Origin of the sequence: Liquorilactobacillus cacaonum DSM 21116 (assembly GCF_001436735.1) — a bacterium.
Lineage (GTDB): Bacteria > Bacillota > Bacilli > Lactobacillales > Lactobacillaceae > Liquorilactobacillus > Liquorilactobacillus cacaonum.
Genome location: NZ_AYZE01000017.1, coordinates 81,064 through 107,006 on the forward strand (window position 1 = coordinate 81,064; position 25,943 = coordinate 107,006).

General features: G+C 33.9%; 21 protein-coding genes. 15 read left to right on the forward strand and 6 right to left on the reverse strand.

Translation table 11 applies throughout. The features are described 5' to 3' along the window. The first annotated feature begins 5 nt into the window (after positions 1-5). Positions 6-1,055 carry an ABC transporter ATP-binding protein gene (locus FC80_RS09010; protein WP_057829811.1) on the forward strand — a complete coding sequence of 350 codons (1,050 nt, stop codon included), beginning with the start codon at positions 6-8 and terminating at the stop codon, positions 1,053-1,055. A gap of 16 nt (positions 1,056-1,071) precedes the next feature. Then, the gene (locus tag FC80_RS09015) at positions 1,072-2,025 is read left to right on the forward strand and encodes an ABC transporter ATP-binding protein (protein ID WP_057829812.1); all 954 of its coding nucleotides are present in this window, start codon (positions 1,072-1,074) and stop codon (positions 2,023-2,025) included. Between the two features lie 189 nt (positions 2,026-2,214). On the opposite strand, the gene FC80_RS09020 is transcribed toward FC80_RS09015, so the two are convergent. From FC80_RS09020 to FC80_RS09030, 3 genes are all read right to left on the reverse strand, one after another. Continuing rightward, positions 2,215-2,886, reverse strand: coding sequence for a histidine phosphatase family protein (locus FC80_RS09020; RefSeq protein ID WP_057829813.1), 672 nt, complete (start codon positions 2,884-2,886; stop codon positions 2,215-2,217). Between the two features lie 89 nt (positions 2,887-2,975). After that, on the reverse strand, positions 2,976-4,835 hold the full coding sequence (locus FC80_RS09025) for a cation:proton antiporter family protein (RefSeq protein WP_057829814.1): 1,860 nt from the start codon (positions 4,833-4,835) through the stop codon (positions 2,976-2,978). 165 nt (positions 4,836-5,000) lie between these two features. Next, positions 5,001-5,642 (reverse strand): VTT domain-containing protein, encoded by a 642-nt coding sequence (locus FC80_RS09030; RefSeq protein WP_057829815.1) that lies wholly within the window; start codon positions 5,640-5,642, stop codon positions 5,001-5,003. A gap of 179 nt (positions 5,643-5,821) precedes the next feature. Here FC80_RS09030 and helD point away from each other — a divergent pair, with 179 nt between their 5' ends. The 6 genes from helD (at position 5,822) to FC80_RS09060 (ending at position 15,367) form a co-directional block, all read left to right on the forward strand. After that, positions 5,822-8,110: an RNA polymerase recycling motor HelD gene (helD, locus tag FC80_RS09035; RefSeq protein ID WP_057829816.1), complete on the forward strand. Its 2,289-nt coding sequence runs from the start codon at positions 5,822-5,824 to the stop codon at positions 8,108-8,110. A gap of 57 nt (positions 8,111-8,167) precedes the next feature. Continuing rightward, complete coding sequence (coaA, locus tag FC80_RS09040; protein WP_057829817.1) at positions 8,168-9,088, forward strand: type I pantothenate kinase; 921 nt, start codon at positions 8,168-8,170, stop codon at positions 9,086-9,088. Positions 9,089-9,225: 137 nt separating this feature from the next. Then, positions 9,226-10,764: a glutamine-hydrolyzing GMP synthase gene (gene guaA, locus FC80_RS09045; RefSeq protein ID WP_187327451.1), complete on the forward strand. Its 1,539-nt coding sequence runs from the start codon at positions 9,226-9,228 to the stop codon at positions 10,762-10,764. Between the two features lie 346 nt (positions 10,765-11,110). Further along, positions 11,111-11,962 carry a BglG family transcription antiterminator LicT gene (licT, locus tag FC80_RS09050; RefSeq protein ID WP_057829819.1) on the forward strand — a complete coding sequence of 284 codons (852 nt, stop codon included), beginning with the start codon at positions 11,111-11,113 and terminating at the stop codon, positions 11,960-11,962. 119 nt (positions 11,963-12,081) lie between these two features. Next, positions 12,082-13,896 (forward strand): beta-glucoside-specific PTS transporter subunit IIABC, encoded by a 1,815-nt coding sequence (locus tag FC80_RS09055; protein ID WP_057829820.1) that lies wholly within the window; start codon positions 12,082-12,084, stop codon positions 13,894-13,896. 13 nt (positions 13,897-13,909) lie between these two features. After that, positions 13,910-15,367, forward strand: a complete 1,458-nt coding sequence (locus FC80_RS09060; RefSeq protein ID WP_057829821.1) for a glycoside hydrolase family 1 protein — start codon at positions 13,910-13,912, stop codon at positions 15,365-15,367. Between the two features lie 139 nt (positions 15,368-15,506). On the opposite strand, the gene FC80_RS09065 is transcribed toward FC80_RS09060, so the two are convergent. Further along, a complete protein-coding gene (locus FC80_RS09065) occupies positions 15,507-16,148 on the reverse strand; it encodes a YdcF family protein (protein ID WP_057829822.1) in 642 nt (213 codons plus the stop codon). A gap of 178 nt (positions 16,149-16,326) precedes the next feature. On the opposite strand from FC80_RS09065, the gene FC80_RS09070 reads away from it, so the two are divergent. Beyond that, a complete protein-coding gene (locus tag FC80_RS09070) occupies positions 16,327-17,724 on the forward strand; it encodes an MFS transporter (RefSeq protein ID WP_057829823.1) in 1,398 nt (465 codons plus the stop codon). A 549-nt stretch (positions 17,725-18,273) separates the two neighbouring features. On the opposite strand, the gene FC80_RS09075 is transcribed toward FC80_RS09070, so the two are convergent. Next, positions 18,274-19,548: a YhgE/Pip domain-containing protein gene (locus FC80_RS09075; protein WP_057829824.1), complete on the reverse strand. Its 1,275-nt coding sequence runs from the start codon at positions 19,546-19,548 to the stop codon at positions 18,274-18,276. Positions 19,549-19,767: 219 nt separating this feature from the next. Here FC80_RS09075 and FC80_RS09080 point away from each other — a divergent pair, with 219 nt between their 5' ends. From FC80_RS09080 to FC80_RS09105, 6 genes are all read left to right on the forward strand, one after another. Beyond that, complete coding sequence (locus FC80_RS09080) at positions 19,768-20,151, forward strand: MarR family winged helix-turn-helix transcriptional regulator (RefSeq protein WP_057829825.1); 384 nt, start codon at positions 19,768-19,770, stop codon at positions 20,149-20,151. Positions 20,152-20,238: 87 nt separating this feature from the next. After that, the gene (locus FC80_RS09085; RefSeq protein ID WP_235807267.1) at positions 20,239-20,703 is read left to right on the forward strand and encodes a GNAT family N-acetyltransferase; all 465 of its coding nucleotides are present in this window, start codon (positions 20,239-20,241) and stop codon (positions 20,701-20,703) included. 107 nt (positions 20,704-20,810) lie between these two features. After that, positions 20,811-21,698, forward strand: a complete 888-nt coding sequence (locus FC80_RS09090; protein ID WP_057829826.1) for an ABC transporter ATP-binding protein — start codon at positions 20,811-20,813, stop codon at positions 21,696-21,698. 2 nt (positions 21,699-21,700) lie between these two features. Further along, positions 21,701-22,465 (forward strand): ABC transporter permease, encoded by a 765-nt coding sequence (locus tag FC80_RS09095; protein WP_057829827.1) that lies wholly within the window; start codon positions 21,701-21,703, stop codon positions 22,463-22,465. Further along, on the forward strand, positions 22,455-23,567 hold the full coding sequence (locus FC80_RS09100) for a sensor histidine kinase (protein WP_057829828.1): 1,113 nt from the start codon (positions 22,455-22,457) through the stop codon (positions 23,565-23,567). Before FC80_RS09095 ends, FC80_RS09100 begins: the two co-directional genes overlap by 11 nt. Beyond that, the gene (locus tag FC80_RS09105; protein ID WP_057829829.1) at positions 23,560-24,168 is read left to right on the forward strand and encodes a response regulator transcription factor; all 609 of its coding nucleotides are present in this window, start codon (positions 23,560-23,562) and stop codon (positions 24,166-24,168) included. Before FC80_RS09100 ends, FC80_RS09105 begins: the two co-directional genes overlap by 8 nt. A 140-nt stretch (positions 24,169-24,308) precedes the next feature. Here FC80_RS09105 and FC80_RS09110 read toward each other — a convergent pair whose 3' ends face one another. Further along, the gene (locus FC80_RS09110) at positions 24,309-25,922 is read right to left on the reverse strand and encodes a ParB/Srx family N-terminal domain-containing protein (protein ID WP_057829830.1); all 1,614 of its coding nucleotides are present in this window, start codon (positions 25,920-25,922) and stop codon (positions 24,309-24,311) included. Positions 25,923-25,943 lie beyond the last annotated feature (21 nt).

Consider the following 25,943-nt stretch of genomic DNA (forward strand, 5'->3'; position numbering starts at 1 on the left):
GCAAAATGTCTGAAAGAATTTTAGATATAAAAAATTTAGAAATTAATTTCCATACTTATGCTGGCGATGTCAAAGCCATCCGCGATGTAAGTTTTCATCTTGATAAAGGGGAAACACTTGCGATAGTTGGAGAGTCCGGGTCAGGAAAATCCGTTACAACGAAGAGTTTAATGGGCTTACTTGCTAATAATGCAGAAGTAGTTGGCGGATCAATTATGTACCACGACCAAGATATTTTGAAAAAATCTGAAAAAGAGATGCAAAGTATTCGAGGTAAGGACATAGCAATGATTTTTCAAGATCCAATGACATCATTAGATCCAACTATGAAAATTGGGCAACAAATTGCTGAACCTTTGATAAAACATAAAAAAATGGAAAAGAAAAAAGCATGGGCTCAGGCACTTGATATTTTGAAATTAGTTGGAATTGTTAATCCTGAAAAAAGAATTAATGAATATCCACATCAATTTTCAGGTGGGATGCGTCAGCGTATTGTGATTGCAATTGCTTTGGTATGTTATCCAGAAGTTTTGATTGCTGATGAACCAACTACAGCGCTTGATGTAACTATTCAAGCACAAATTCTTGATTTGATGAAGGAACTTCAATCTAAAATTGAAACTTCGATTATATTCATCACGCATGATTTAGGTGTTGTTGCCGGTATGGCAGATAGAGTTGCTGTTATGTATGCAGGAAAAATTGTTGAATATGGAACTGTTGATGAAATATTCTATAACCCACAACATCCATATACATGGGGATTATTGAATTCGATGCCAACTCTTTCAAGTACTTTACTAGAAGCAATCCCAGGTACTCCTCCAGATTTATTGGATCCACCAAAGGGCGATGCTTTTGCAGCTCGTAGTGCATATGCAATGAAGATTGATGTGGAAAAACAACCACCATTCTTTAAGGTTTCAGATACTCACTATGCTGCTACGTGGTTGCTACATCCAGATGCACCAAAAGTGACACCACCAAGTGAAATTGTGCGTCGTCAAAAATTATTTTCACAGATGAACGCTAACAAGTCAGTTAGGGCCTAGGAAGGAAAGAGAACCCATGTCAGAAAACAAAAAGAAACTTTTAGAAGTTAAGCACCTTAAACAATATTTTAATGTGGGGAAATCTGATTTGGTCAAAGCTGTCGATGATGTTAGTTTCGATATTTATGAAGGTGAGACTTTTGGTCTAGTAGGTGAATCTGGTTCAGGTAAAACTACTACTGGTAGAAGTATTATCCATTTATATGAACCAACAGATGGCGAGATTATTTTTGATGGACAAGACATTAACAAGTTAAAAACAAGAAGCGAAAAGCATGAGTTTAGACGTGAAATGCAAATGATTTTTCAAGATCCATATGCATCTTTGAATCCGCGAATGAAAGTTATGGATATTGTGGCAGAGGGAATTGATATTCATCATTTGGCAAAAGATAATGCTGAAAGAAGTAAAATGGTTGAAGACCTTCTTGAGATTGTTGGGTTGAATAAGGACCATTCTAGCCGATATCCACATGAATTTTCAGGTGGACAACGTCAAAGAATAGGGATTGCACGTGCATTAGCAGTACAGCCTAAATTCATTATTGCTGATGAACCAATTTCAGCTTTGGATGTTTCTATTCAAGCACAAGTTGTTAATTTATTGAAGGACTTGCAACGTGAACAAGGATTGACATATTTGTTCATTGCCCATGACCTTTCAATGGTTAAGTACATCTCAGATCGAATTGGGGTTATGCATTATGGTAAACTACTTGAAGTTGGAACTTCTGATGATGTGTATACTAAGCCATTGCATGATTACACAGCAAGTTTAATTTCAGCTGTCCCAGTTCCTGATCCTGAATTTGAAAGAAATCGTAAACAAATTGTATATGATGCTTCACAAGAAGTTGATGAAGAAAACAAGCCACGTAAGATGCATGAAATTACTCCAGGACATTTTGTACGATGTTCTGAAGATGAAGTTGCAAAGTATAAAAAACGTGCTGCGAGTTACGAAAACTAACAATAACAATTTTAACGATATTATAATCTTTGTTTCTAAATAATTAGGGGCTAAGTCAAAAGTAAAATTTTGACTTAGCCCCTAATTATTTATTTTTGCTAGAAATTACGGTATACCTAAAGTTTTATGTTTAGTAGTAAAGTGTTTCTGTTAAGTCTCAACTTCTTGTGATATTTGTCAAGTATGTTTCTAATAATTCATTTCATCGGTGTAATGATTGAAGTATTCAACTTCCACATCGTTATTTGAGACAATCATTTTTGTAACAGAGCCATTTTGTGGACTTAGCGAGACAATATCAATTTCAGGTGCGAAACGATGCACAATACTCCTGATAGTTGTACCATGGCTGACGACTAATACTTCATCCCCATCTTTTTGGTGATTACGGATATATTCGAATCCTGAATTAACACGTGTCCAAAATTCATCATTATTTTCAGCATCATGGAAAGGATCGATTTCCTTCATGAAATCACGAGAATCTTCAATCGAATATTTAGAAATTATTTCACTAAATGAACGGCATCCTCTACTGGCACCAACCATTAACCAAGCTTGTCCAGAATCGTTACCCTCAAAGTATCCATATCCTTGTTCTCTAAACTGTGGAAGAACTGTTGGTTCCAAAAGTGTGGCTGCATTTTGATTTTCCTGCATAATAATATGGCAAGTATTCTTTGCACGTGAAGTATCACTATGGTAGATATTTGCAAAATGTTTTTTTGCAAGTCTCTTTCCAGCCTTGTGTGCATCAGCTATTCCTTTGTCTGTTAGTGGTGAATCGCACCAGCCTTGCATTCTATTATAGTGATTAAAAATGGTTTGCCCATGACGGACAAAATAAATTGTAAAAGTCATTTTTTCCTCCTGAAGTATAACTATTTCTATTTTTGTATTCGTCTAATAGTATACAGATAGTTGAAATACTATAAAAGCCCTTTCTTAAATTATGCATTCATTTTTTCAATCTGAGTTCTTATTTTTTGAACAGATTCAGGGTCACCTGTAAATATAATATGATCGTTTAATTCTAATTGAGTATCACCATGTGGTGCAATTGAGTGATGGTTTCTAAAAATCCGGCTAATAGTGATATTATCAATGAAGGTCAAATCTTTGATGCGCTTTTGCACAAAGTTACGATTATGGACAATTACTTCATAGATGTGTGAATCACTTGAATTTAAGAAATTCAATGTTGATGGTGTTTCAATTAGAGAACGTAAAATTCCAATTGTAGCATCAAGAGAATTGAAGTACTCAATCCCCATTTTTTTCAAGTTGTTTCCCATGTCGTTCATGATGTCACGATTTTCAAAACGAGTGATGACACGGGGAGTCCCATATTCCTTAGCAAAAAGAGCTAAGTCGTAATTAATATGATAGTTTGAATAACCCAACAATAAGATATCAGTATCAAAAATCTGCTTTTCGGTTAATAGTTTGGAATCTAAACTAGGTAATAACTGGGCATTTACCTCGGAATTATATGTGCGAAAGCTCTCTTTATCATCAGTGTAAAATGTAATATCATACCAATTTGGTGAAAGTTGTTTAACTACGGATATCGTTAGTAGATTTAATCCGATTACATTAAGTTGCTTTTTCTCTTGCTTTTCAACTTTAGCTGAATATAATTTGTTAAAAATTAATGGTGAAATTATGCATGAAAGAATTGCAGCTAATAAAAATGCACCTGATTGTTGTGTGTTAATCGCTTTTAGTTCTTTTGCCACCTCTAATACTGCTAGAACAAGGGTAATAGTTGTGCTTGATAATACCGTCCCAGCGATATCATTACGTACATTGAAATTTTTTTTAAGTACGAAGAATATGCCACTTTTTGCTAGGATGAAGCCAACTAAAAAAACAGGAATTAGTATCAGGGTTTCTGAATTTGAAAAAAGTGAAGGAATATTTAACTCTGCTCCTGTCATTATGAAGAAAATAGGGATAAGAAAACCGTAGCCAATTGAGTCCAATTTGGCTCTTGTATCTTCTTCTGGTTCTAATAATTTAATAACGATACCGGCAACAAAGGCGCCAAGAATATTTTCAGCACCAACTCCTTGAGCAATCACTACTAGACAGAAAATCACAAAAAAGGCTAGGCGAATGTCGAGTTGTGTAGTTGATTTATTAATTTTTTTGAAAAAGTCAAAGAAAGCTCGAAATCGCCTAAATAAAACTGCCGCTGCTAAGAATAATAAGGAAATTAGCCATAGGCTTTGAGCTCGTCCATCGAAAATTGATGCATAGGTGGTCAATTCTAACATTGGGATTACTTCACCTAGTACAGCAATCAGCAGTAAAACTTGACCGAATTCATTACTAAGTAATTCTTTTTCTTTCAGAGCTGCAATTACAACACCGAGTGCAATTGTTGAAAAAAGAATTGAGGAGAGCCAAAAGTTTGAATATAAACCTGTGATTTTTAGGAAATATGCAAGTAAAGAGGAGATGATAACTACACTGACATAGGATAAGATTGCTATCTGCACGGGTGAACTTTTTTTGGATTCAAGTTCGGCTTTTCTTTTTTCAAAAGTATTTTGTGGGTTTTTATTTTTGGTAAATAATGAAAAATCGATTTCTAAGCCACTTAAAAAAAGAAGGTAAATGACACCAATTGTTGATAATTGAGAAAGTAGCGATGTTTCAGAAACCAAATTTAATAAACTCTTTCCTAAAACTATGCCAACAATAATTTCAGCAACTGCAGTAGGCAAAGTTGATATTTTTAATTTTGCCAAGAGTAACGGTGTTACAAGTGAAGCAAATGCAACAATAATCAATGAAATATCCATGATGTAAAAACCCCAATCTAATATTTGAAAAATAATAAGTACGTTAATTAATGATACATAGTACTTCAACAATACACAAATAAACACGCTTCACGATATAAGACAATAGGGTTTATATCATGAAGCGTGTTTTTGAGTTTTATATTGTGATAAATTGTAAATAGTTTAAACAGCAGTTCTTTTCTTCATAAAGCGATAACAAGAAATTATTAAGCCAGGAACAACAGAAATCAAGCCAAAGGTTACAAGAATTATTGAAAAATTGTTTTGAACAAAGTCAAATTGACCAAAGAAATATCCAAGCGATGAACCCAAAAAGACCCAAAGTAAGACACCAAGTAAGTTGTAGAAACAAAAACGTTTGTAATTCATCCGGGCACTACCAGAAATTAAAGGGATGAAAGTTCTGATCAAAGGGACAAAGCGCCCAAACATAACAGTTTTACCGCCATGTTTATCGAAATAAGCTTGAGCTTTTGTAAGTTTATCTTCAGAGAGAAGTTTTTTGAAAAAAGGCAACTTATGAAGATTGCGGCCGATTTCATAATTAACAGTATCGCCAATTAATGCAGCAAAGAAGAATACTGGTATAAGAATTTTAATATCTAACGAGGAACCTGTAACTGCCGCCAAAGTGCTAGCAAAAAATACTAATGATTCTCCTGGAAGAAAAGCGAAAACTACCAATCCAGTTTCCATGAATATAAGAACAAAGATAGCTATATATATCCATCCGCCTAATGTCTCAATTACCGGAATAAGATACAGTTGCAAATGTGCCAAAAAATATAATAGACTGCTAATCAAGACATCACTTCCTTTACGAGTTGAGTTGTACATTATTTTATCGAAAATGATGGATAATTACTAGTGATTTACATAGGATTTACTTTTTTTTAACTAACACAAGATAACCTTAATTGTGACTATAGCTTAAAGGTGTTAAAATTGTATAACTAGGATTTTAGGCAATGGGGGGGAACTAATTGAGTTCAGATATTAAAGCAAGTGAACAACAAAGAATGGATAATGTAGTCGATAAAATCAAAATTGCACAAGAAAAATATCAAAAAGATATTTCTAGTGCCAAGCAAGATTCTCAGGCAATTCGCGATGATTTTTCGAATAATTTACGGATTAAAACTGAGTCTTATTCAGGAATATTTGAGACTGCAATGACTGTAAGACAACAGCAACAACTTTTGCAAGAACGTGAGAATAATTGGAAGCAAGCAACTAGGCGACTTGATGTATTGGCCAAATTAGAAAAGAAACCATATTTTGCACGGATTGATTTTAAAGAAAAAGGCGAACATAGGGAGTCTGTATACATTGGACTGGGTTCATTTAGTGATCGCCCAGATAATTTCTTAATTTATGATTGGCGTGCACCAATTTCAAGTGTCTATTATGATGGTGGCTTAGGCAATGTTGCATATGAAACTCCTGATGGGACACAGACAGTCGATGTTTTATTGAAACGACAATTTTTGGTAGAAAATGCTACAATTCAGACTGTTTTTGATACAGATGAGGCTGTGGGTGATCAGATGTTGCTAGATGTTTTAGATGATTCTTCTGACACAAAGATGAAGAGTATCGTAACAACAATTCAAAAAGAGCAAAATCAGATTATCCGAGAAACAAAGGCACAACTGTTATTTGTGCAAGGTGCTGCCGGTTCGGGTAAAACGTCAGCAGTATTGCAAAGAATTGCATATTTATTGTATCGATTTAGGGGTAATCTTACCTCAAGTCAGGTTATTTTGTTTTCACCCAACCAGTTATTCAATGATTATGTTGATCAGGTTTTGCCTGATTTAGGGGAACAAAATATGATTCAGATGACTTATTATCAATACGCTCAAAGACGACTCCCAAAGCTAAAAGTCGAGACACTACAGGAGAGATTTGAACGTATTAAATCTGAAGAAGAAAAGAAAATTCAATCTATAAAAGATAGTTTACGTTTTTTTAATGCGACGACTGTTTACGGAAATTTCCTTGAAAGAAGAGGAATGCGTTTCAAGGATATCCGTTTTAGAGGAGAAGTCTTTTTTGAAAAAGAACACATTGAAGATATTTACTATAGTTTTAATGAAAACTATCATTTGAGAAATCGTCTTGAGGCTACGAAAGAACGCCTGCTTAAACAACTTGGTCGCCGAGTTGATAAAGAGTCTAAAAAAGAATGGGTAGAAAAAGCAGTTCAAGAATCAAGCCCGGAGGAATTAGCAAAGCTTTATGGCGATCGTGCACGCGATTTTGGAGATGGCGATGCAGAATTGTGCTTTTTGGCGAGACGTTATGTGACACAACAATATCGTCAAATTCAGCGTGATATTCAGCATAATCGCTTTTTAAATATTAATGCGCAATACGTGCATTTTTTGACTAGTGCACCTGAACTTATGAATATTACAGATAAGCAGTTGCTAGCAAAATGGCAAAGTGGGATTGAAAATGTGATAATGATGCTTAAAAGTAAGAGGATGTTAATGGAAGACGTTAGCCCGTATCTATATTTGTATGATTTGATTACTGGCAAGCGTGGTGAATTGGACATTCGGCATGTTTTTATTGATGAAATACAAGATTATACACCATATCAATTAGCATGTTTAAAAACAAGTTTCCCACGTGCACGTTTCACAGTTTTAGGTGATCTTAACCAAGCTATTTTTACTAAAAAAGAAAGCTATACTTTATTAGAAGAGCTGAGTAAACTCTTCCCTAAGGATGGGATTAAGGTTGTACAGCTGACCAAGTCGTACCGTTCAACCAAACAAATTACTGATTTTACGAAACAGGTTTTATTGAGTGGGGCTTCAGTTGAAGCTTTTGAACGGAAAGGGGAGTTACCCAGAGTTCAAGTCTTTGATGAAGAGGATAAAATGACGGAAAAAGTTGAGCAGCAATTACGTGAAAATGATAAAGCAAGTTTTACTACGGCAATTATTGGCAAGACGTTAGCAGAATGTCAGAGATTAACGTTAAAATTACAGGAACAAGGGGTCAAGGTTACTCTCATTAAGACAGAGAATCAACGCTTAGCAGCTGGCAATATTGTTGTACCTGCATTTTTGGCTAAAGGATTGGAGTTTGATGCAGTAATTATGTGGGATGCTAGTGCAGTAAACTATCACGAAGAAGATGAAAGACAGCTAGTGTATACAATTTGTTCACGTGCAATGCATCGGTTGGATGTAATAGCAAGAACTAAATTATCACCATTATTCGAGCGGGTTAACAAGGATTCTTATCAATTAGATTAATTTCGGCTGATTAAGATGCTATAATAGCCATAGTCTAAGTAAAACGTAGGAGTAGTAATGTATAATCAGATGAATTATTATAAGATTCCACGTGAAGAATGGCGGGATCTATATCAAAAATATCAGGTCTCTTTGTCGACCGAAGAATTGGGCCGGATTAGGTCAGTGAATGATCGGATATCGTTAGCTGATGTGCAAGATATCTATCAACCACTTGTCCATTTGTTAGGTATTCATTTAGAATCAAGAAGAAAATTAATGAAAAAGCAAGCTGAATTTCTGGGAATTGCACCACACAAGGTTCCTTTTATTTTGGGGATAGCAGGGAGTGTTGCAGTTGGAAAAAGTACTACTGCGAGGCTATTACAGACACTTTTAAGCACAGTTTATCCTGAAAAAAATGTTCAATTGATAACAACGGATGGTTTTCTTTTTCCGAATAAGGAATTAAAGCGCCGGCAAATTATGCAAAAAAAAGGGTTCCCAGAAAGCTATGATATGGCAAGATTGCTAACCTTTACTAATGACGTCAAAAATGGTCTTCCAGCTAAGGCACCTGTTTATTCTCATAAAGTATATGACATTCTACCAAATAAATTTGAAATTGTAGATAATCCAGACATTTTAATTGTCGAAGGAATTAATGTTTTACAATTACCGAGCAATCAGCAACTTTATGTTAGCGATTTTTTTGACTTTTCAATTTATGTTGATGCCAAAGAAGACCTGATTAGAGACTGGTATCTTGAACGTTTTGAAACGTTATTGGATACAGCCTTTTTGGATCCGACTAATTATTATTACCCATATGCAATTGGTGACAGACTTCGTGCTGTTTCAATGGCAAGGCAAGTATGGAAGACAATTAATAGTCCCAATTTACGTGAATATATTTTACCCACAAGAAATCGCGCAGATTTAATCTTGCATAAAACCCAAAATCACCTAGTAAACGAACTTTTTTTGCGTAAATATTAGAATATCCTAAAAAATGTACGGAATTAACTGTTATTTAGTTCAAATTGATTTGACCGTAAAAGATGTAATCGGTAGAATGAACTTAGTAAATGATTCAAAATAAAAAGACGAGGTGAACTTTCTTGACTAATGTTGACATGCAGGCTTTTGACAAGATTATTGTACTTGACTTTGGAAGCCAGTATAATCAATTGATTACGCGCCGTATTCGTGAATTTGGTATTTATTCAGAGTTGCTTTCACATAAGTTGACTGCTGCTGAAATTAAAAAAATAGCACCTAAAGGAATTATTTTTTCAGGTGGCCCTAATAGTGTGTATGATGAAAATGCTTTTCATGTAGATCCAGAGATTTTTGAACTTGGAATTCCAGTTCTTGGAATTTGTTATGGAATGCAATTAATGGCTAACGAACTTGGTGGAAAGGTCGAAAGTGCTAATAATAAAGAGTATGGTAAAGCTGATATTCATGTTGCATCGGCTTTCGAACCAATGTTTAAGGAACTCCCTGAAACACAAACGGTTTGGATGAGCCATGGTGATTTGGTAACAAGTGTACCAGAAGGGTTTAGAGTAGCAGCAACAAGCGCAAACTGCCCAATTTCTGCAATGTCAAATGACGATAAGAAGTTCTATGGTTTACAATTTCATCCAGAGGTTCGCAATACTGAACATGGTAATGAAATTTTGCGTCACTTTGCTTTTGATGTATGCAAGGCACGTGATAATTGGTCAATGGATGATTTTATTGATATGCAAATTTCAAAAATACGTGAGACAGTCGGCGATAAGAAAGTCTTACTTGGGCTTTCTGGCGGAGTAGATTCATCTGTTGTAGGTGTTCTATTGCACAAAGCAATTGGGTCACAACTAACAAGTATTTTTGTTGATCATGGATTATTACGCAAAGGTGAAGTTGAACAAGTGATGGCAAGTCTAGAAGGTAAATTTGGATTAAACATCATTCAAGTTGACGCTAAGAAACGTTTTATGGACAAACTTACAGGAATCAGTGATCCTGAAAAGAAACGTAAAATCATAGGTAATGAATTCATTCGAGTTTTTGATGATGAAGCAGCTAAATTAGATGGGATTGATTACTTAGCACAAGGAACGTTGTATACTGATGTAATTGAATCAGGTACCGATACTGCCCAAACAATTAAGTCACATCATAACGTAGGTGGTTTGCCAGAAGATATTCAATTTCAGTTGATTGAGCCGTTAAACACATTGTTCAAAGATGAAGTGCGTGAGCTAGGAGAACGCCTTGGAATGCCATCTGAGTTAGTTTGGCGTCAACCATTCCCAGGACCTGGTCTTGGAATTCGTGTTATTGGTGAGATTACAGAAGAGAAACTTCAAATTGTTCGCGACAGTGATTTAATTTTACGTGAGGAAGTTGCTAACCATGGCCTAGAAAGAGAAATCTGGCAGTACTTCACAGTGCTTCCAGGAATTCGTAGCGTTGGTGTAATGGGAGACGGACGGACATATGATTATACGGTAGGAATTCGTGCGGTTACTTCGATCGATGGAATGACGGCTGACTTTGCCAAGATTCCATGGGATGTATTACAGGCAATCTCTGTACGTATTGTAAATGAAGTTGCACATGTTAATCGTGTAGTGTATGACATTACTTCAAAGCCGCCTGCAACGATTGAGTGGGAATAATAAGCAGGTTCTTTGACAACTGTTGTCGGTGAATCTAAATATTGGAGTTCTAATTACTTTGTGATTAGAACTTTTTTTGTCTTAATTCGAAGGATATAAAGTGCACGAATTTTAAATCCGAAAAGCTATGGTAGTCAACACCAACATACTTAATTACTTTAATTTTATTCTTTTTAAGAAAGGGCTTGCATAAACTTGCATTAAGTTGTAATATATTGTTATTGAAGGATTGTTACCGCTATCTAAAGTGGGCAAAACCTGGCGTGGAACTTTATTAGTTATTGATTAGAACTAGTAAATTTTTGTAGTCGGGTTTTTTTATTGCCGAAGTTTGAGGAAGTGATTTATGAAAATCATTAAAGTATTTAATAATAATGTTGTTTTGGCAGATCAAAATAACCATCAGATTATTCTAATTGGTAAGGGAATTGGATTTCAAAAAAAATCCGGAATGTCTATTCAAACCGGAAAAGTTGAGCAGGTTTTTGCTCCAACAGAAAGTAAGTGGTTCAATCTTTTTAATGATTTACTAAAAGATGTTTCACCAGAATATTTGGAGGTGGCAGCACAAATTATTCATTTGGCTGAAGTTGAATTACAAACAAAGTTCAACGAATATTTACTAATTTCTTTAATGGATCATATTCATTTTGCGGTAGTTCGACATCAACAAAAAATTGATATTCATAATGAAATTTTATGGGAGGTGAAACACTATTATCCAACTGAGTTTCAAGTTGGAAAATCAGCTTTAATAATAATTGGACAGCGTCTTGGAGTTACTTTGACTGATGATGAAGCTGGATTTATTGCTCTTAAATTTGTTGAAAATGGTTTGAATCATCCACAAAATTATGATACAACCACACTCACTAAGATAATTGGTGATGTTATCCAAATTGTTCAATTTCAACTGCAAGTTACTTTAGATGCTGATTCAATTAGTTACCGTCGTTTTTTAGTTCATTTGCGTTTTCTAGCTGAGAGAGTTATTCGAGTTTCTAAAAAGGGGATAGCAGATAACGAGGAAGATATTTTTTTGTTTGAACATATCAAAAAGAAATATCAAACTGCTTTTGCTTGTACTCAAAAAGTAGTTGATTTTATTGCAGATTCAATGCACCAAAGATTATCGTATAATGAACAAGTGTATTTGACTATTCATGTACAACGAATTATTGATGAATTAACTAAATAATAATTAGGGATTGTTACTATTCAATTAGGCAAAACCCAAATATTTTCGAAAAGTGATTGTAGCTTTTTTATCGGAAATGTTTGGGTTTTTCTTTTAAAAAAAATTTTGAGGTGACCAAAATGGATTATCAAAAATTAGCAGCTGATATTTTGAAAAATGTTGGCGGAAAAGAAAATATTAATACTGCTTGGCATTGTGCGACTAGAGTTCGTTTTAAGTTGAATGATGAAAAGAAAGCAAATACAAGGGATATTGAAAATTTAAATGGTGTGATCACGGTTGTTCAATCTGCAGGTCAGTATCAAGTAGTAATCGGGAACTCAGTTGGACAAGTTTTTGATCAAATAGCCGAACAAGCTGGCTTGGAGAATAAAAATGATGCAATAACTGAAGATACAGGGAAAAAAGAAAATTTGATTAATCGATTTATTGCTTTTATTTCTGGTACATTCACTCCATTTTTGGGGGCAATGGCAGGTGCTGGGATTTTAAAGGGACTTTTAGCTTTGTTTGTTGCATTAAATTGGTTAACAACAACAAGTGGTGCTTATCAAATTTGGTATGCAGCTGGAGATGCGTTATTTAACTTCTTACCAATTTTTCTAGCATTTACAGCAGCTAAAAGACTTAAAGTTAATCAATTTGTTGCGGTTGCATTAGCTGCAGCACTTGTCTACCCAGCAATGGTTACTGTAGCTACTAAATCACTTACGCTTCATTTCTTTGGGATTCCAGTAATTCCAACTACTTATACTTCATCAGTAATTCCAATTTTGTTAGCAGTTTGGGTGCTGTCATATTTGCAACCAGTTCTTGACAAAATTTTTCCAGATGCAGTTCGAAATATTTTTACACCATTATTTTCTCTAATGATTATGGTTCCGTTGACTTTAATCGTTGTTGGACCAATTGGTTCGGGGATTAGTAATATTTTAGCAGAAGCAGTATCAGGACTTTATAATTTTGCACCAATCATTGCCGGAATTGTCATGGGGGCTTTTTGGCAGGTTTTTGTTATTTTTGGTGTTCACTGGACGTTCGTGCCGGTTATGATGAATAATATTGCCAAGATGGGCTATGATCCTTTATTACCAATTTTAAGTGCAGCAGTTTTGTCGCAAGCAGGAGCAGCCTTAGGAATTTTTCTGAAAACAAAAGATAAAAAGCAAAAAGCATTAGCGGGTTCCGGTGTTGTCACAGGAATTTTTGGAATTACCGAACCAATTATTTATGGGCTTACTCTTAAAATGAAAAGACCATTTATTTGCGCAGTTATCTCTGGTGGGATTGGTGGTGCAATTATTGGACTTTTCCAAGCCCATGCAAGTTCGTTTACATTACCGAGTCTACTTGCCTTGCCAACATATCTAGGCAAAGGATTTGACGGAGTATTGATTGGAATTACAGTGGCTTTTTTCTTGGCAGCAACTTTGACATACTTTTTTGGTTTTTCTAAAGAAACTACGACGATAGAAGAAAAAGAGGATAACAAGATAATTGCACCAGTGGATGGAATAATTATTCCGTTGAAGACAGTACATGATGAGGTTTTTTCTTCCGAAGCAATGGGAAAAGGAATAGCAATTGTTCCAGATAAAGGTAATTTGAAAGCCCCAGTGAATGGAACTATCAGTGCTGTTTATCCAACGGGACATGCAATTGGTTTGATTTCTGATCAGGGAGCTGAGATATTATTACACATTGGAATTGATACGGTTAAATTGAACGGGAAAAATTTTGAAACGTTGGTAAAAAAAGAACAGCATGTGAGTGTTGGTGAAAATCTTGTTTCGTTTGATCTTGAGAAAATTAAATCTGCAGGATATGACCCAACTGTTATGATGATTATTACTAATAGCAAGGATTACGAAGTTATTACGACAACTGAAACAGCTGCCAAAAGCAATTGGTTATTAGAACTTAAACAAAAATAAGGAGATGTTTTTGATGTATCATACTGATTATCCTAAAGAATTTCCTGCAGATTTTTTGTGGGGAGGAGCAACAGCTGCTAACCAGATTGAAGGAGCATGGAATGTAGATGGAAAAGGTTTAACAACTGCAGAAGTTGTATCAAAGGCGACCAATAAGAAGAAAATGTCAATGGATGATGTTGATCAAGAGAGTTTAAATTTAGCTTTAAATACTAGTTTAGTAGATAACTATCCCAAACGTCGCGGAATTGATTTTTATCATCATTATGCTGAGGATATTGAATTATTTGCGGAGATGGGTTTTAAAGTTTTTCGCTTTTCAATTGCTTGGGCTAGGATTTTTCCTAATGGAGATGATCGATTTCCTAATGAGGATGGGCTTAAATTTTATGATCATATACTAGATGAGCTAGAAAAATATCAAATCAAGCCATTAATTACACTTTCTCACTATGAGATGCCAATAGCTTTGACTCAGAAATATAATGGGTGGACTGATCGGCGAGTAATTGATATGTTTACGCGTTATACTGAGACTGTTTTTACACGTTATGGGAAACGAGTTGAGTACTGGTTGACATTTAATGAGATTAACACTGCTACTTGGGGTTTTCATGCTACTGGAGCGCTTGATCAAGATTTGTCTTCAAAGGAACAACTTCAACTAAGATATCAGGCAATCCATCATCAGCTTGTTGCTAGTGCATTGGCAACAAAGCAGCTACATGAACTCTGCCCAAATGCTAAAATGGGATGTATGCTAGCAAGAATGCAGACATATCCGGCAACACCAAATCCAATTGATGTGCAAGCAACGCAAATAGCTGATCAGAAAAATCTATTTTTTTCAGATGTTCAAGCACGAGGAGAATACCCAGAGTTTATGAATAGGTATTTTGCTGAACAAAAGATTAAAATAATGATGGATCCAGACGATCAACAGATTTTAGCCCAATATCCAGTTGATTTTGTTAGCTTTAGTTACTATATGACAACCGTGACACAGTCTAATCAGGATGGGACAGCGGTCGGAAATATGGCTACTGGAGGTAGAAACCCTTATTTAGAGGAGTCAGACTGGGGATGGCAAATTGATCCAATTGGTCTGCGAATTACATTGAATGAAATGTGGGATCGCTATCAAAAACCCTTATTTGTGGTTGAAAATGGATTAGGGGCCTTGGATAAGCTTGAAGATGGGAAAGTTCATGATAACTATCGAATAGATTACTTACGTCAACATATTCAACAGATGAAAGAAGCAATCAAAGATGGTGTGAATTTATTAGGTTATACTATGTGGGGACCAATTGACCTTATTAGTTTTTCAACTTCAGAAATGTCTAAGCGTTATGGTTTTATTTATGTTGCCCAAGATGATCAAGGCAATGGGTCACTACAAAGAACTCGAAAGGATTCCTTTTATTGGTATCAAAAAGTTATAAAATCTAATGGAGAAGACCTTAAATAGCAACAGACTATATTTATATTTGGATTATCAATAAAAAAATTAGAAGTCATTCGGCTTCTAATTTTTTATTCGATATAAGCAACCACTAAGTTTTTTTACAATGTTAACCTACTACTTGAAAGACTTTAAATTAGAAGTTTTATTTGAGTTCTTCGGACAATTCTAAAATATCGCCTTTTTTACCATAATGCAAAATGCGAAGATACTCGCCCCATACACGTTTTTGACCTTCCGGAGTCTTTGACCAAGTATCCCGTCCAAGTATATTATTGTGATAGGAGGCATCAAATGTATAGGGAATAAATTCAATTCGAGCTGGCAGATGTCTAGCAAGTGTTCGCCATTGACGGCCTGTTGCATGACTTTTACAGATGAACATCAAGGAATGTATGGTTGTGAAATCAAAGACGGTTTTTGCATACAGAACATTCTCTAAAGTATTGGTTGAGTTATTTTCAGTGATAATAATATTAGAAGGAATACCTGCCTCCAAAAGATAGTGAGTTATTACAGCAGCTTCAGTCATATTACCATAATGCCAATCTTTGTGGGGAACACCAGTCAGGCTTCGTCCACCTGTAACAATAATTTTGTTAACATAGCCATTTTGATAAGCAGAAATGGCTTTTTCCCAATGTCCGGGATGTGTACCACTAAAAATAAAAAGAGAATCACAATTTTTTATTGCTTTTTTAGGACCAAAAGTAATTTCTGTTAAAAAAGCAATATCGTCTTTTGTTAATTCTGGAACTTCTGGTGTTTTTGGAATGATTGTTTTCATATGCTAAGCCCCTTATGGAATCTATATTAAACATATAATAACAAGAAAATTCAAAAATAAACAAAATTAAGGTGATAGAAGGTACAAATTTAATTTTCAGTAAATTTATTTTTTGCTGTATAATTATCAAGGCAAGAAAAATTGGAAGTTAATTTAATTATTTAAAGGGGAATTTCAAATGCAAGTTTCAGTAACAAAAAAGGAAAATCCAATGTTGGTGGTGGCAATTGTCGCCATGATGTCATTTATGGGAGTATTGACAGAAACATCTATGAATGTAACTTTTCCAGCGCTAATGAGTGAGTTTCATGAATCCTTGAGTACTGTACAGTGGGTTACGTCAGGGTATTTAGTTATGGCAGCTCTGGTAATGTTGACATCAGCATATATGAAAAGGCAATTTTCCAATCGACAGCTTTTTGTTACTGCAGCAATTTTATTTAGTATTGGTGATATCATCTGTGGTGCTGCAGCCAATTTTTGGATGTTATTAATTGGACGGATAATTCAAGCAGGATGTGTTGGAATTTGTACACCGTTAATGGTTAACATTATTTTAGATGTAGTGCCACCAATTAAATTAGGGACTTATATTGGATTAGCTAATTTAATTATTTTAATTGCACCCGCTTTGGGGCCAACATTTGGCGGAGCAGTGGTTGCTTTTGCAAGTTGGCGTATGATTTTTTGGGGAACGTTACCGTTAGCTTTGTTGTTATTATTATTAGGATTGAGTAGGATTCGTCAATATTCAAAGATTGAAGGAAAATACGCTTTTGATTGGACAAGATTTTTATTGCTAGGAATTGCATTGCTTTGCTTAATAGTGGGCTTAAATGATTTGGGTTCACAACTCTATGTAACGTCATTGTTTTTAATAGCAATTAGTGTTGGGTTAACAATAGTATTTGTTAAGATATCCAAAAAGGCAACAAAATCACTTTTTTCGTTAGCTGTCTTAAGGCAAAAAGCATTTTTATTTAGTTTTTTACCATATATCTTGTTGCAGTTTTCAAATGTTGGAATTAATTTTTTATTACCTAACTATGTACAAGATGTATTTCAAGCAACTTCTTTGGTAGGTGGCTTGATTCTCTTACCCGGCAGTCTATTCAACGGTTTTGGGCAACCAGTATATGGTTGGATGCTCGATCATTTAGGGGGGAAGATTCCACTTTATGTGGGTGATATATTATTCACATTGTCGTTAATTATGTTAGCAATTTTTGGTCCGGTGCTTGGTGTATGGGGTGTGACAATTGCCTATTTGGTATTTGCAATTGGCCGTTCGATGGCATTTGGGAACACAGTTGCTTATGGATTGAAGCATCTAGATAAAAAATTTCGCAATGACGCAAATGCGCTTTATAATACTGGACAGCAAATTACTGGCGCAATCGGAACAACCGTGCTTGCTTTATTGATGGATTCGGTTAACCGTACTAATTACACACATGCACAAAATATTAGTGCTGGCAGTATGATAGCATTTATATTATTAGTTGTTTTTGGTATAATCATTTTTGCACTGTTTCATCATTTATTGAATTCGGAGCATATAAAAAGTTCTGACTAGTATTTCTGAGAGATAAGTTAAATTTATGACAAATCAAGCTATAATATAAATATTTTAATGAACTGTAAATTGTAGGTTTTTAGACAAACGTTGTTGATAAAAAATTTTCATAAGAAAATCAATTCATTTTCGAATTGGTTTTCTTTTTTTTCGAATCGTAAATTTAAATTTAATTTTGGTAAAAAAATGTGATCAATTTATGTAGTCGTATGCTAATTTATTTGATTTTGCGATTAATGTTTTTTAGTGGACTATTTGAATAATTACTTGCCAACATGTTATTAATTAATGGTAGATATTTACGATAGAAATATTTTTCTCTTGTCTTTACTTGTACATTTAGCGTTATTTGGTGATGCATTTTGATACTTGTCCTTTTAATGTACATTATTGTACATTAAAAAAAGTTGGGTATTGATAAATTTACATCAACACCCAACTTTGTAGAGCCAAATTTTACTTGTGGATCCCCTTTTTAAGGTACTTTTTTCTTAGCAAAATTTATGAATTAATTCCATCAAAAAATTTTGGCACTCTTGTTTAGCGAAACTAATTTTCACTTACCGACATTACGGGATACTTTTTAAAAATTACAGTTAGAAAATGTAATATCAGGGATATTACTAATATTATTACGAGGCGAGTCATTGAATTATTCATACTACCTACATTAAACATTAGATAAACATCATTTTGGACACTTGCAGGAACTGGTAAAATATTGTAGAAAAATTTGTATACAGTAGGGAGCATCTTATAGGGAATGACACTTCCTGATGAAAAAGATTGCATTAAAATGAGCGGTAGGGTAACTAAACCAGCAACATTTCCTAGCATTTCAAATAAGAAACCAACTAGGTTTAAAGAAGTATATGAAACTAAAATATGTTGAAGATAAATTTCAATTAATGTTTTCACAGAAAATGGTTCAACTAATTTTAGAATTATGATTCCAATAATTGGAGATATTACTGCAATTATTAAATAAGTTAGTTCAAGATACAGCCAACCACGCAGCTTTTTAGTTCCTTTAAGAAATGTTAATTTAAGTCCTCTAGACAAAATCATGGCACCAATCATAGCAGCAATAAAGGAAGAAAGTGAGAAAAACATTGGCGCCATAGTTTCATAAAGATTCGAACGGTTAGTGTTAAGATCTTTAATATTTGCAGAAACAAATGTCGTTTTTACAATTTTGTTTGTTTGTGCATTAATGGTTTGTTTAACTTTTTTGTATACTTGAGACTGTATTTTTTGGGATACGTTAGCCTCGATTTTAGATTGTTCGTTTTGCAACGCAACGCTATCATTTTTGAGTGATGGTGTTGCAGCAATAATACTTTGCATTTGTTTTTGAACTTGTAAAGTAGTTAGTTTAGTGATTTCAGATTTAGTAGCTGTGGCAGATGCTTTTAGCAAAATATTATAAATAGTAGCTTTGTAGTAATTATTCAAGGTCCCAGAATTAAATTTAGTAGTTAAATTATTGGCAATTTTGGTGCCCAATTGGTGACTAAGCTGATCACCAGCGGAGCTAACAAAAAAATTTAATTTTACCGAATTACCTTTTTTTAAGCTTTCAACGTAGTTTTTAGGAATTTCTATTACTAGTACATTTTTATGATTAGCTAGATTATTTTTAGCCTGCAAAATATTACTTTTTTGAATTAATTTAAAATGTGTACTTTTAGATTTCTTGATTCCTTTTTCAATACTATTAGCTATTTTCTGCCCATCACTTTTATCATTATTAATAAGCTCTATTTCAGCATATTTTAAATTATGTGTTGCTACTTTATAGCCAGGTAAATATATTCCAAGCATAACAAGATGATAGAAAATACCAAAAATTACAGCAATTAATGTAAACTTGCTGAAAATAAAATTTTTAAACTCATAAAAAATCTCCTCTTTCTCTACCGAGTTTCAAAAAGTGAACTCTAGTGTGTAAATATCATTATAAACTTGAGTTTCTTTTTGTCAACTCAACTTTAAAATTTTATGCTATACTAGCTATAATAAAAAGTAGGGAGGGGAGTTACTGTGAAAGACGGCATAGATAATTTCAATGAAGAATTTTATGAAAATATAAAACGGGTTTTTTTAATAAAAAAATTGATCTCCAAAAGGGTAAGACTTCCATTTAGTGGTGCATTGTTAACAAAAAATGAAGTATTGATATTATTTTTATTATATATTTCAAAGGATCACAGTAATGATGTACAAGAATTAATTAATATTTTGGATTTGTCTAAGTCACAATTTAGTAAGCTTACTAAGTCATTGCGTGATAAAAAAATGATTACAACGAAATATAATCAAAAAAACAAAAATTTTTTGATTTTACAATTAACCAAACTTGGAGAGACTTTGCTTAAAGAACAATATAAAGAGATTACGGATATAAAAAAGTTGGTTTTTAATTAATGATAATTGGTTAACAGTTTATCAAGGTATTTCTACAAAATGAAGATTTTGAATTGTAAGTTATAATTGTTATCGAGGTGAATAGTAGTGAAACCTGTGATTGAGAAAATGACTCAAAAAAGTGCAGTAATTGTTGCACAGTGGCATTATCCTGATGAATATTCTTTTTATGATATGGTAGCGGATCCAGAAGATTATCAAGAATTGATGGACGAAGAAAAACGTGGTGATGGCTATTATCAAGTCACACAAAGTGGAATGTTGATTGGTTTTTTTGTAGTTGAGAAGACTGATAGACAAGAAGTAGTCGAAGTTGGTCTGGGAATGGCACCAGAGTTAACAGGCCAAGGGAATGGGCTAGAGTTTGTAAAAATAATCTTGAAGTATATATCTCGTGTAACTGGCTCCAAGAAAGTTTTGTTTGATGTTGCAAAATTCAATATACGTGCGCAAAAGTTGTATCAAAAAATTGGTTTTGAGGTTGTGAATTATCACGAACAAAAAACAAATGGAGGAATTTATCCATTTGTTTTGATGGCTAAATCAATCTGATAATTATTTATTAGAAAAATTATGACAATTGTCATCCCCAGTTGGTTACAATCCTGACTGGGGATTTTTGGTGCCATGACTTAAGATAAGTTGCATGGAGGTGCATCATGGAACAGATAATAAGTATAAAAAACTTGAATTTTAGTTATGGTAGAAATGAAATTATAAAAGGGTTGAATTTAAGTATCAGTAAAGGTGAAATTATTGGGTTAATTGGTGAAAATGGAGCTGGAAAGACGACTTTATTGAATATTTTGTTAGGATTATTACCAAGTAAGCAGAATGTCAAGGTGTTTGGTGGTCGTCCAGGTTCTTTGCTTGCAAAACAAAAGATTGGTTCAATGCTACAAGGAGACTTAGTACTATCTAATGTCAGAATTGAAGAATTTTTGGAAGAAGTTGCGACACAGTATAACAATAGTATTCCATTGGAGCCAATACTAATAAAGTTAGATTTAGTACAGCATCGACACAAATTTTTGAAAGAATTATCGGGTGGACTGATGCGCAGAGTAACATTTGCACAGGCATTGTTGAGCAATCCTGAGCTGCTTTTTTTAGATGAACCGACTGTTGGAATGGACGCACAAGCAAGACATATTTTCTGGGAGTTGATTGAAGAACTTCGTGAACAAGGAAAGACAATGATTATTACAAGTCATTATCTGGAAGAAATCCAACAAGTTGCTAGTCGCATAATCTTTTTACAAAAAGGAAACTTTACATTTCAAGGGACTTTAAATGAATTACAAGCATTGCATAAACAAACCACAATTAGCATTACTGCTGAATGTGAACAATACAATTTTGCAAAATTGGTTGGAGTAGTTAAGGTTGAAAAAAGTGGCAGTCAAGTTGCAATCAAATCAATTGACGGAGACAAAACTCTTAAAGAGTTATTGTTGGAATGTCCAGAAGTTTCAAATATTACAGTTGAACATGAGACATTAGAAAAAATATTTTTACAAATGACAACAGATAAGGAGCAACGATAAAAATGACTAAATTTATAAGACAGCTAAAATTTGATATACTAAGGATAGTGATTCGCAATAAATCATTTTTATTTTTTACCCTACTAATGCCTGCAGGGTTTTATTTATTATTTACAAAGGTAATGGATGTTGGGAACGGCCCAGAATTGCGTCAATTTTATATGACCTACATGGGCAGTATGATAATCTATAGTGGAGTAATCGGGGCTGTTATGGGGGTGGCAACAATTTTAAAAAGCGATCGTGATAAGGGATTGACTTTATTCTTGCAGATGACACCTACCGGCAGTAAAAACTATTATATTTCGATATATGCAATTACTGTATTATTAAATCTTTGTGCACTAGTCATTTTAGGAATACTTGCTCGTTTTGTTAATAATGTTGAGTTTAGCTTAAAGCAAGTTGCTATGATTTTACTGATTATATTAATTGGACAGATTCCAATGATTTTGTTAGGAACATTGATGTCTAATTTTAAAACGCAAGAGACTTTGAGTGTTGCTAGTAACTTGATTACCTTTCCATTAGCAATCATTAGCGGATTATGGTGGCCAATTAGTACTATGCCAAGTTGGTTGCAAGCAATTGGTAAAGTATTGCCAACTTATTTTGCAAATAATTTGGTAGAAAAAACAATGCTTCATAGTGAACTGGATTTAAGAGACATTTATGGTATTATTGCGTGGATAGTTATTATGATCAGCATAACAGTCATAGTTGTAAAAGCGCAGCAAAAGAAGGGGTTAAGCATTAGTGAAGCTTAGTGACGTTAATAAATTAAAAAAAATCGATTGGGTAGCATATGTCTGGTTAATATATTTACCGTACACATTGATACAGTTTATCCCAATTAAAAGTTATGAAGACATCTACTGGCTTTTATTAGCGGGATTATTTCTGATTCTTTATATCATTGTTAATGAAGTCAAAGAATATCGTTATCTCACAATTCCGCTAGAGTTATTAGTGACAGGAATATTTGCAATTTTTAATTTAAATCTGTATTTGATCGTTTTCCCGGCTTGGCAAGTACCTTGGATTTTAGTGCATTATCCAAGAAAGTATCAAAAATATTTTATCATGGCATATTATTTAATAATCATAATTACTCTAGTAAGAGTACAATTGAGATATCCTGAATTTTGGAGAGATGGTTCCTCAATGGGAATAATTTTTCCAGTAGTTTCACCAATCTGTTCCAGTATGTTGTCAATTTCATCATTTAGACAGCATCAATTAAATCAAACTAATCGTAGACTTGAGACAATTATCCAGCGCGGTGAACGAGAACGAATTGCACGTGATTTGCATGATACACTGGGGCAAAGCTTTTCGATGATTACGATAAAAACAGAATTGGCAAAAAAACTCTTAATTAAGAATCCGGATAAAGTAGTTGCAGAATTAAATGATATTGAACAAACAAGTCGCCAGAATTTACAATTAGTACGCTCAATTGTTAATAATTTGCATCAAAAGTCTCTCAATGAAATTCTTATGGAACAAGGTAAAAATCTTGCAACAGCAAACATCTTGTTACTTACGAGCGGCGAAGAGCAGGCAACCAAATGGCCTACAAAAACGCAATCAATTTTCGGGAAGCCTTTGATTGAGGCAATTAACAATATCTTGCAGCACGCAAAGGCACATCAAGTTCAGTTGCTTTTTTATTCAGATGAGGATCTTTATAGAGTTGAAATAATTGATGATGGAATTGGCAAAGGGTTTGTCAGAGAAGGTAGCAATGGAATTAGAGGAATGAGAGAACGAATGTCCCAAGCAAATGGGAAGTTTGAAATCTATCATGATTATCGTGGAACACATGTGGTATTGATGCAAATGAAAGTGACTGAAAATAATGATTAAAATATACTTAGCAGAAGATCAAAGCTTGCTAAATAGTGCGTTGACACAGTTATTAAACCTAGAAGATGATTTTCAGGTTATAGGTAGTGCTGTCGATGGCGTAAAGGCTTTACAAGATTTGCAAATTTTGAAACCAGATGTTGTAATTTTAGATATTGAGATGCCCAAGATGACGGGATTAGAAGTCGCGTTAAATATCAAAAAAACAAAGCGAGAAGAAAAGGTTATCATTTTAACAACATTTGCACAAAAAGCTTATTTTGAGCAAGCGATAATAGCAAATGTCTCAGGTTATTTATTAAAAGATAGCCCAAGTGAAGAACTTATAACTGCAATTAGAGAGGTATTTGCGGGTAAAACGATTTTTGCACCAGAATTGGTTGTTAACATGGTTTCTGCAGAAAATAACCCACTTAGTGCAAGAGAGTTAGAAGTTCTAAAGATAGCTGAAAGTGGTATTACAACAAGGCAAATTGCACAACAACTCTTTTTATCAGAAGGAACCGTTCGTAATTATCTGTCTGCAATTTTCAGTAAATTAGGTGTGCATAGTAGAATAGAAGCAATACAAATTGCACACAAAAATAAGTGGCTAAATTAAGGGAGACCTAGAATTTAGCCACTTATTACTACAGCTGAATATATTTCTGAAACAATACTTTGTGATCAATTATGTTGTTAGTTCTTGATCTTTTTACCAGTTGAGACCATTTGTTAGTAAAATAAAATCAATTAGGATAATTAACTTGGTTTTTTCACCATTGGAATCCCCACTAATAAAGCACTGATAAACATGAAGACTACGATGTAATAAAAATCATTACTGTTTTCTTCCCCAGTTTGTGGAAGTGTAGAATTTTTCGTGTCACCACTTGATGTTGGCTGACTACTACTCTCTTTAAGAGAACTGCTAGTAGGTTCAGAAAATTTTGGGACTGTTTCGAGCTGTGAGAAGGCAATCGTGATTTTAGTAGTAATTGAATCTAAATCGCTTTGTGATTTATTTTGTGCAATGATAGTTTTTGCCTGTGTGATGAGATTTTGTAGTTGTGTATAACTGTTAGTAGTATAATCTTTTGCAATTAATTTCTGAAATGCATTAAATTGTGTATCAAACTTAGTTGTATCTAATGGGATAGTCTTAAGGACTAGATTTTTAAGTTTAGTTTGGATTTGAGAAGTCAAAGAATCAAGATCATTTTGACTGCCACTATTGTCAATGATTGCTTGACCTTGGGTAATTAAATTTTTTACAGCAGCATAGCTATCTGCAGTATAAAGAGATGAATTTAAACTGTTGAATTTACTTACTTCGCTCTTAAAAAGTGTCGTATCAAGGTTAAATAAATTAGTATTCGATTGTTCAAGGCTAGGAGTGCCAAATAAAAATCCGAGTGCTGATGTCAATTTAGCTTGTTGTTTTGTTATCTTTGAACTGTCAAAGTTTTGCATAATACCTAATTGGGCTGCAGTTATTCCATATTTATCGGTAATCGTTGTTTTAAAGAGTTGTACATAATGTGAATCACCAGCAATTAGTTTCTCAAGAATTTCATTTCCGATTTTGAAAGCCTGTTGGTAGTCTGCAGCATTTTGGAATGTCAAACTCTTAAAATCACCAGTAGCAACCATGAATTCACCAAGGTAAAATTCAGCAAAATCGGCAGTTACAGTGTCTTTATCGATTGCACTTTTGCGCCAAAAATATGCAAGGCTACGAAATGGATCATTTACAAAGTCGCTTGATGACATTTGTGTGGGTAATTTATCAAGGGAGAATTCTTGATAGGTTCCCGTTTTGACGTTAAAGGCATAAGGAAAAGCTTGTTTTGTATCAATTAACTTTTGATAAAAGTCACTTTGAGATAAGTTACTGTAATTTGCAATTACACGTACATTTATCTTATCAGAGCCAAGACCATATTGTGTTTTTAAGAACTCATAAGTTGTCATTCCGTGATGTCCATCGGTTGCATACATAATATTATTGGGACCAATGATTACTGGAACTTTTGGTGCAGTGACAGTTATGTCTGGATAAGATCCTAGTATGTCTTTAGTGTTATATGCAGTTCCATCGGATGGTACAGAATTTTTAGTGTAACCATTATCTTCATTAAAATCATTAAAGTAATCTACAGTGAGTTGAGGTGAACTAGTAGAACCAATATAATCTTGAATATTATATGCAATTTGAGCTTTTCCAACTGCAGCTTGTGTAGGATGGATACTTGAAATAGGAACACCATATAAGATATTATTGTCAGCTTTAATAGACGTGACATTTAATGCCAAAAAAAATATGAATGATAAGCTAAATGGTATTAGCATTTTCTGCAGTAATTTTTTATTCATCTTTTTCCCCTTTTTTCTTTT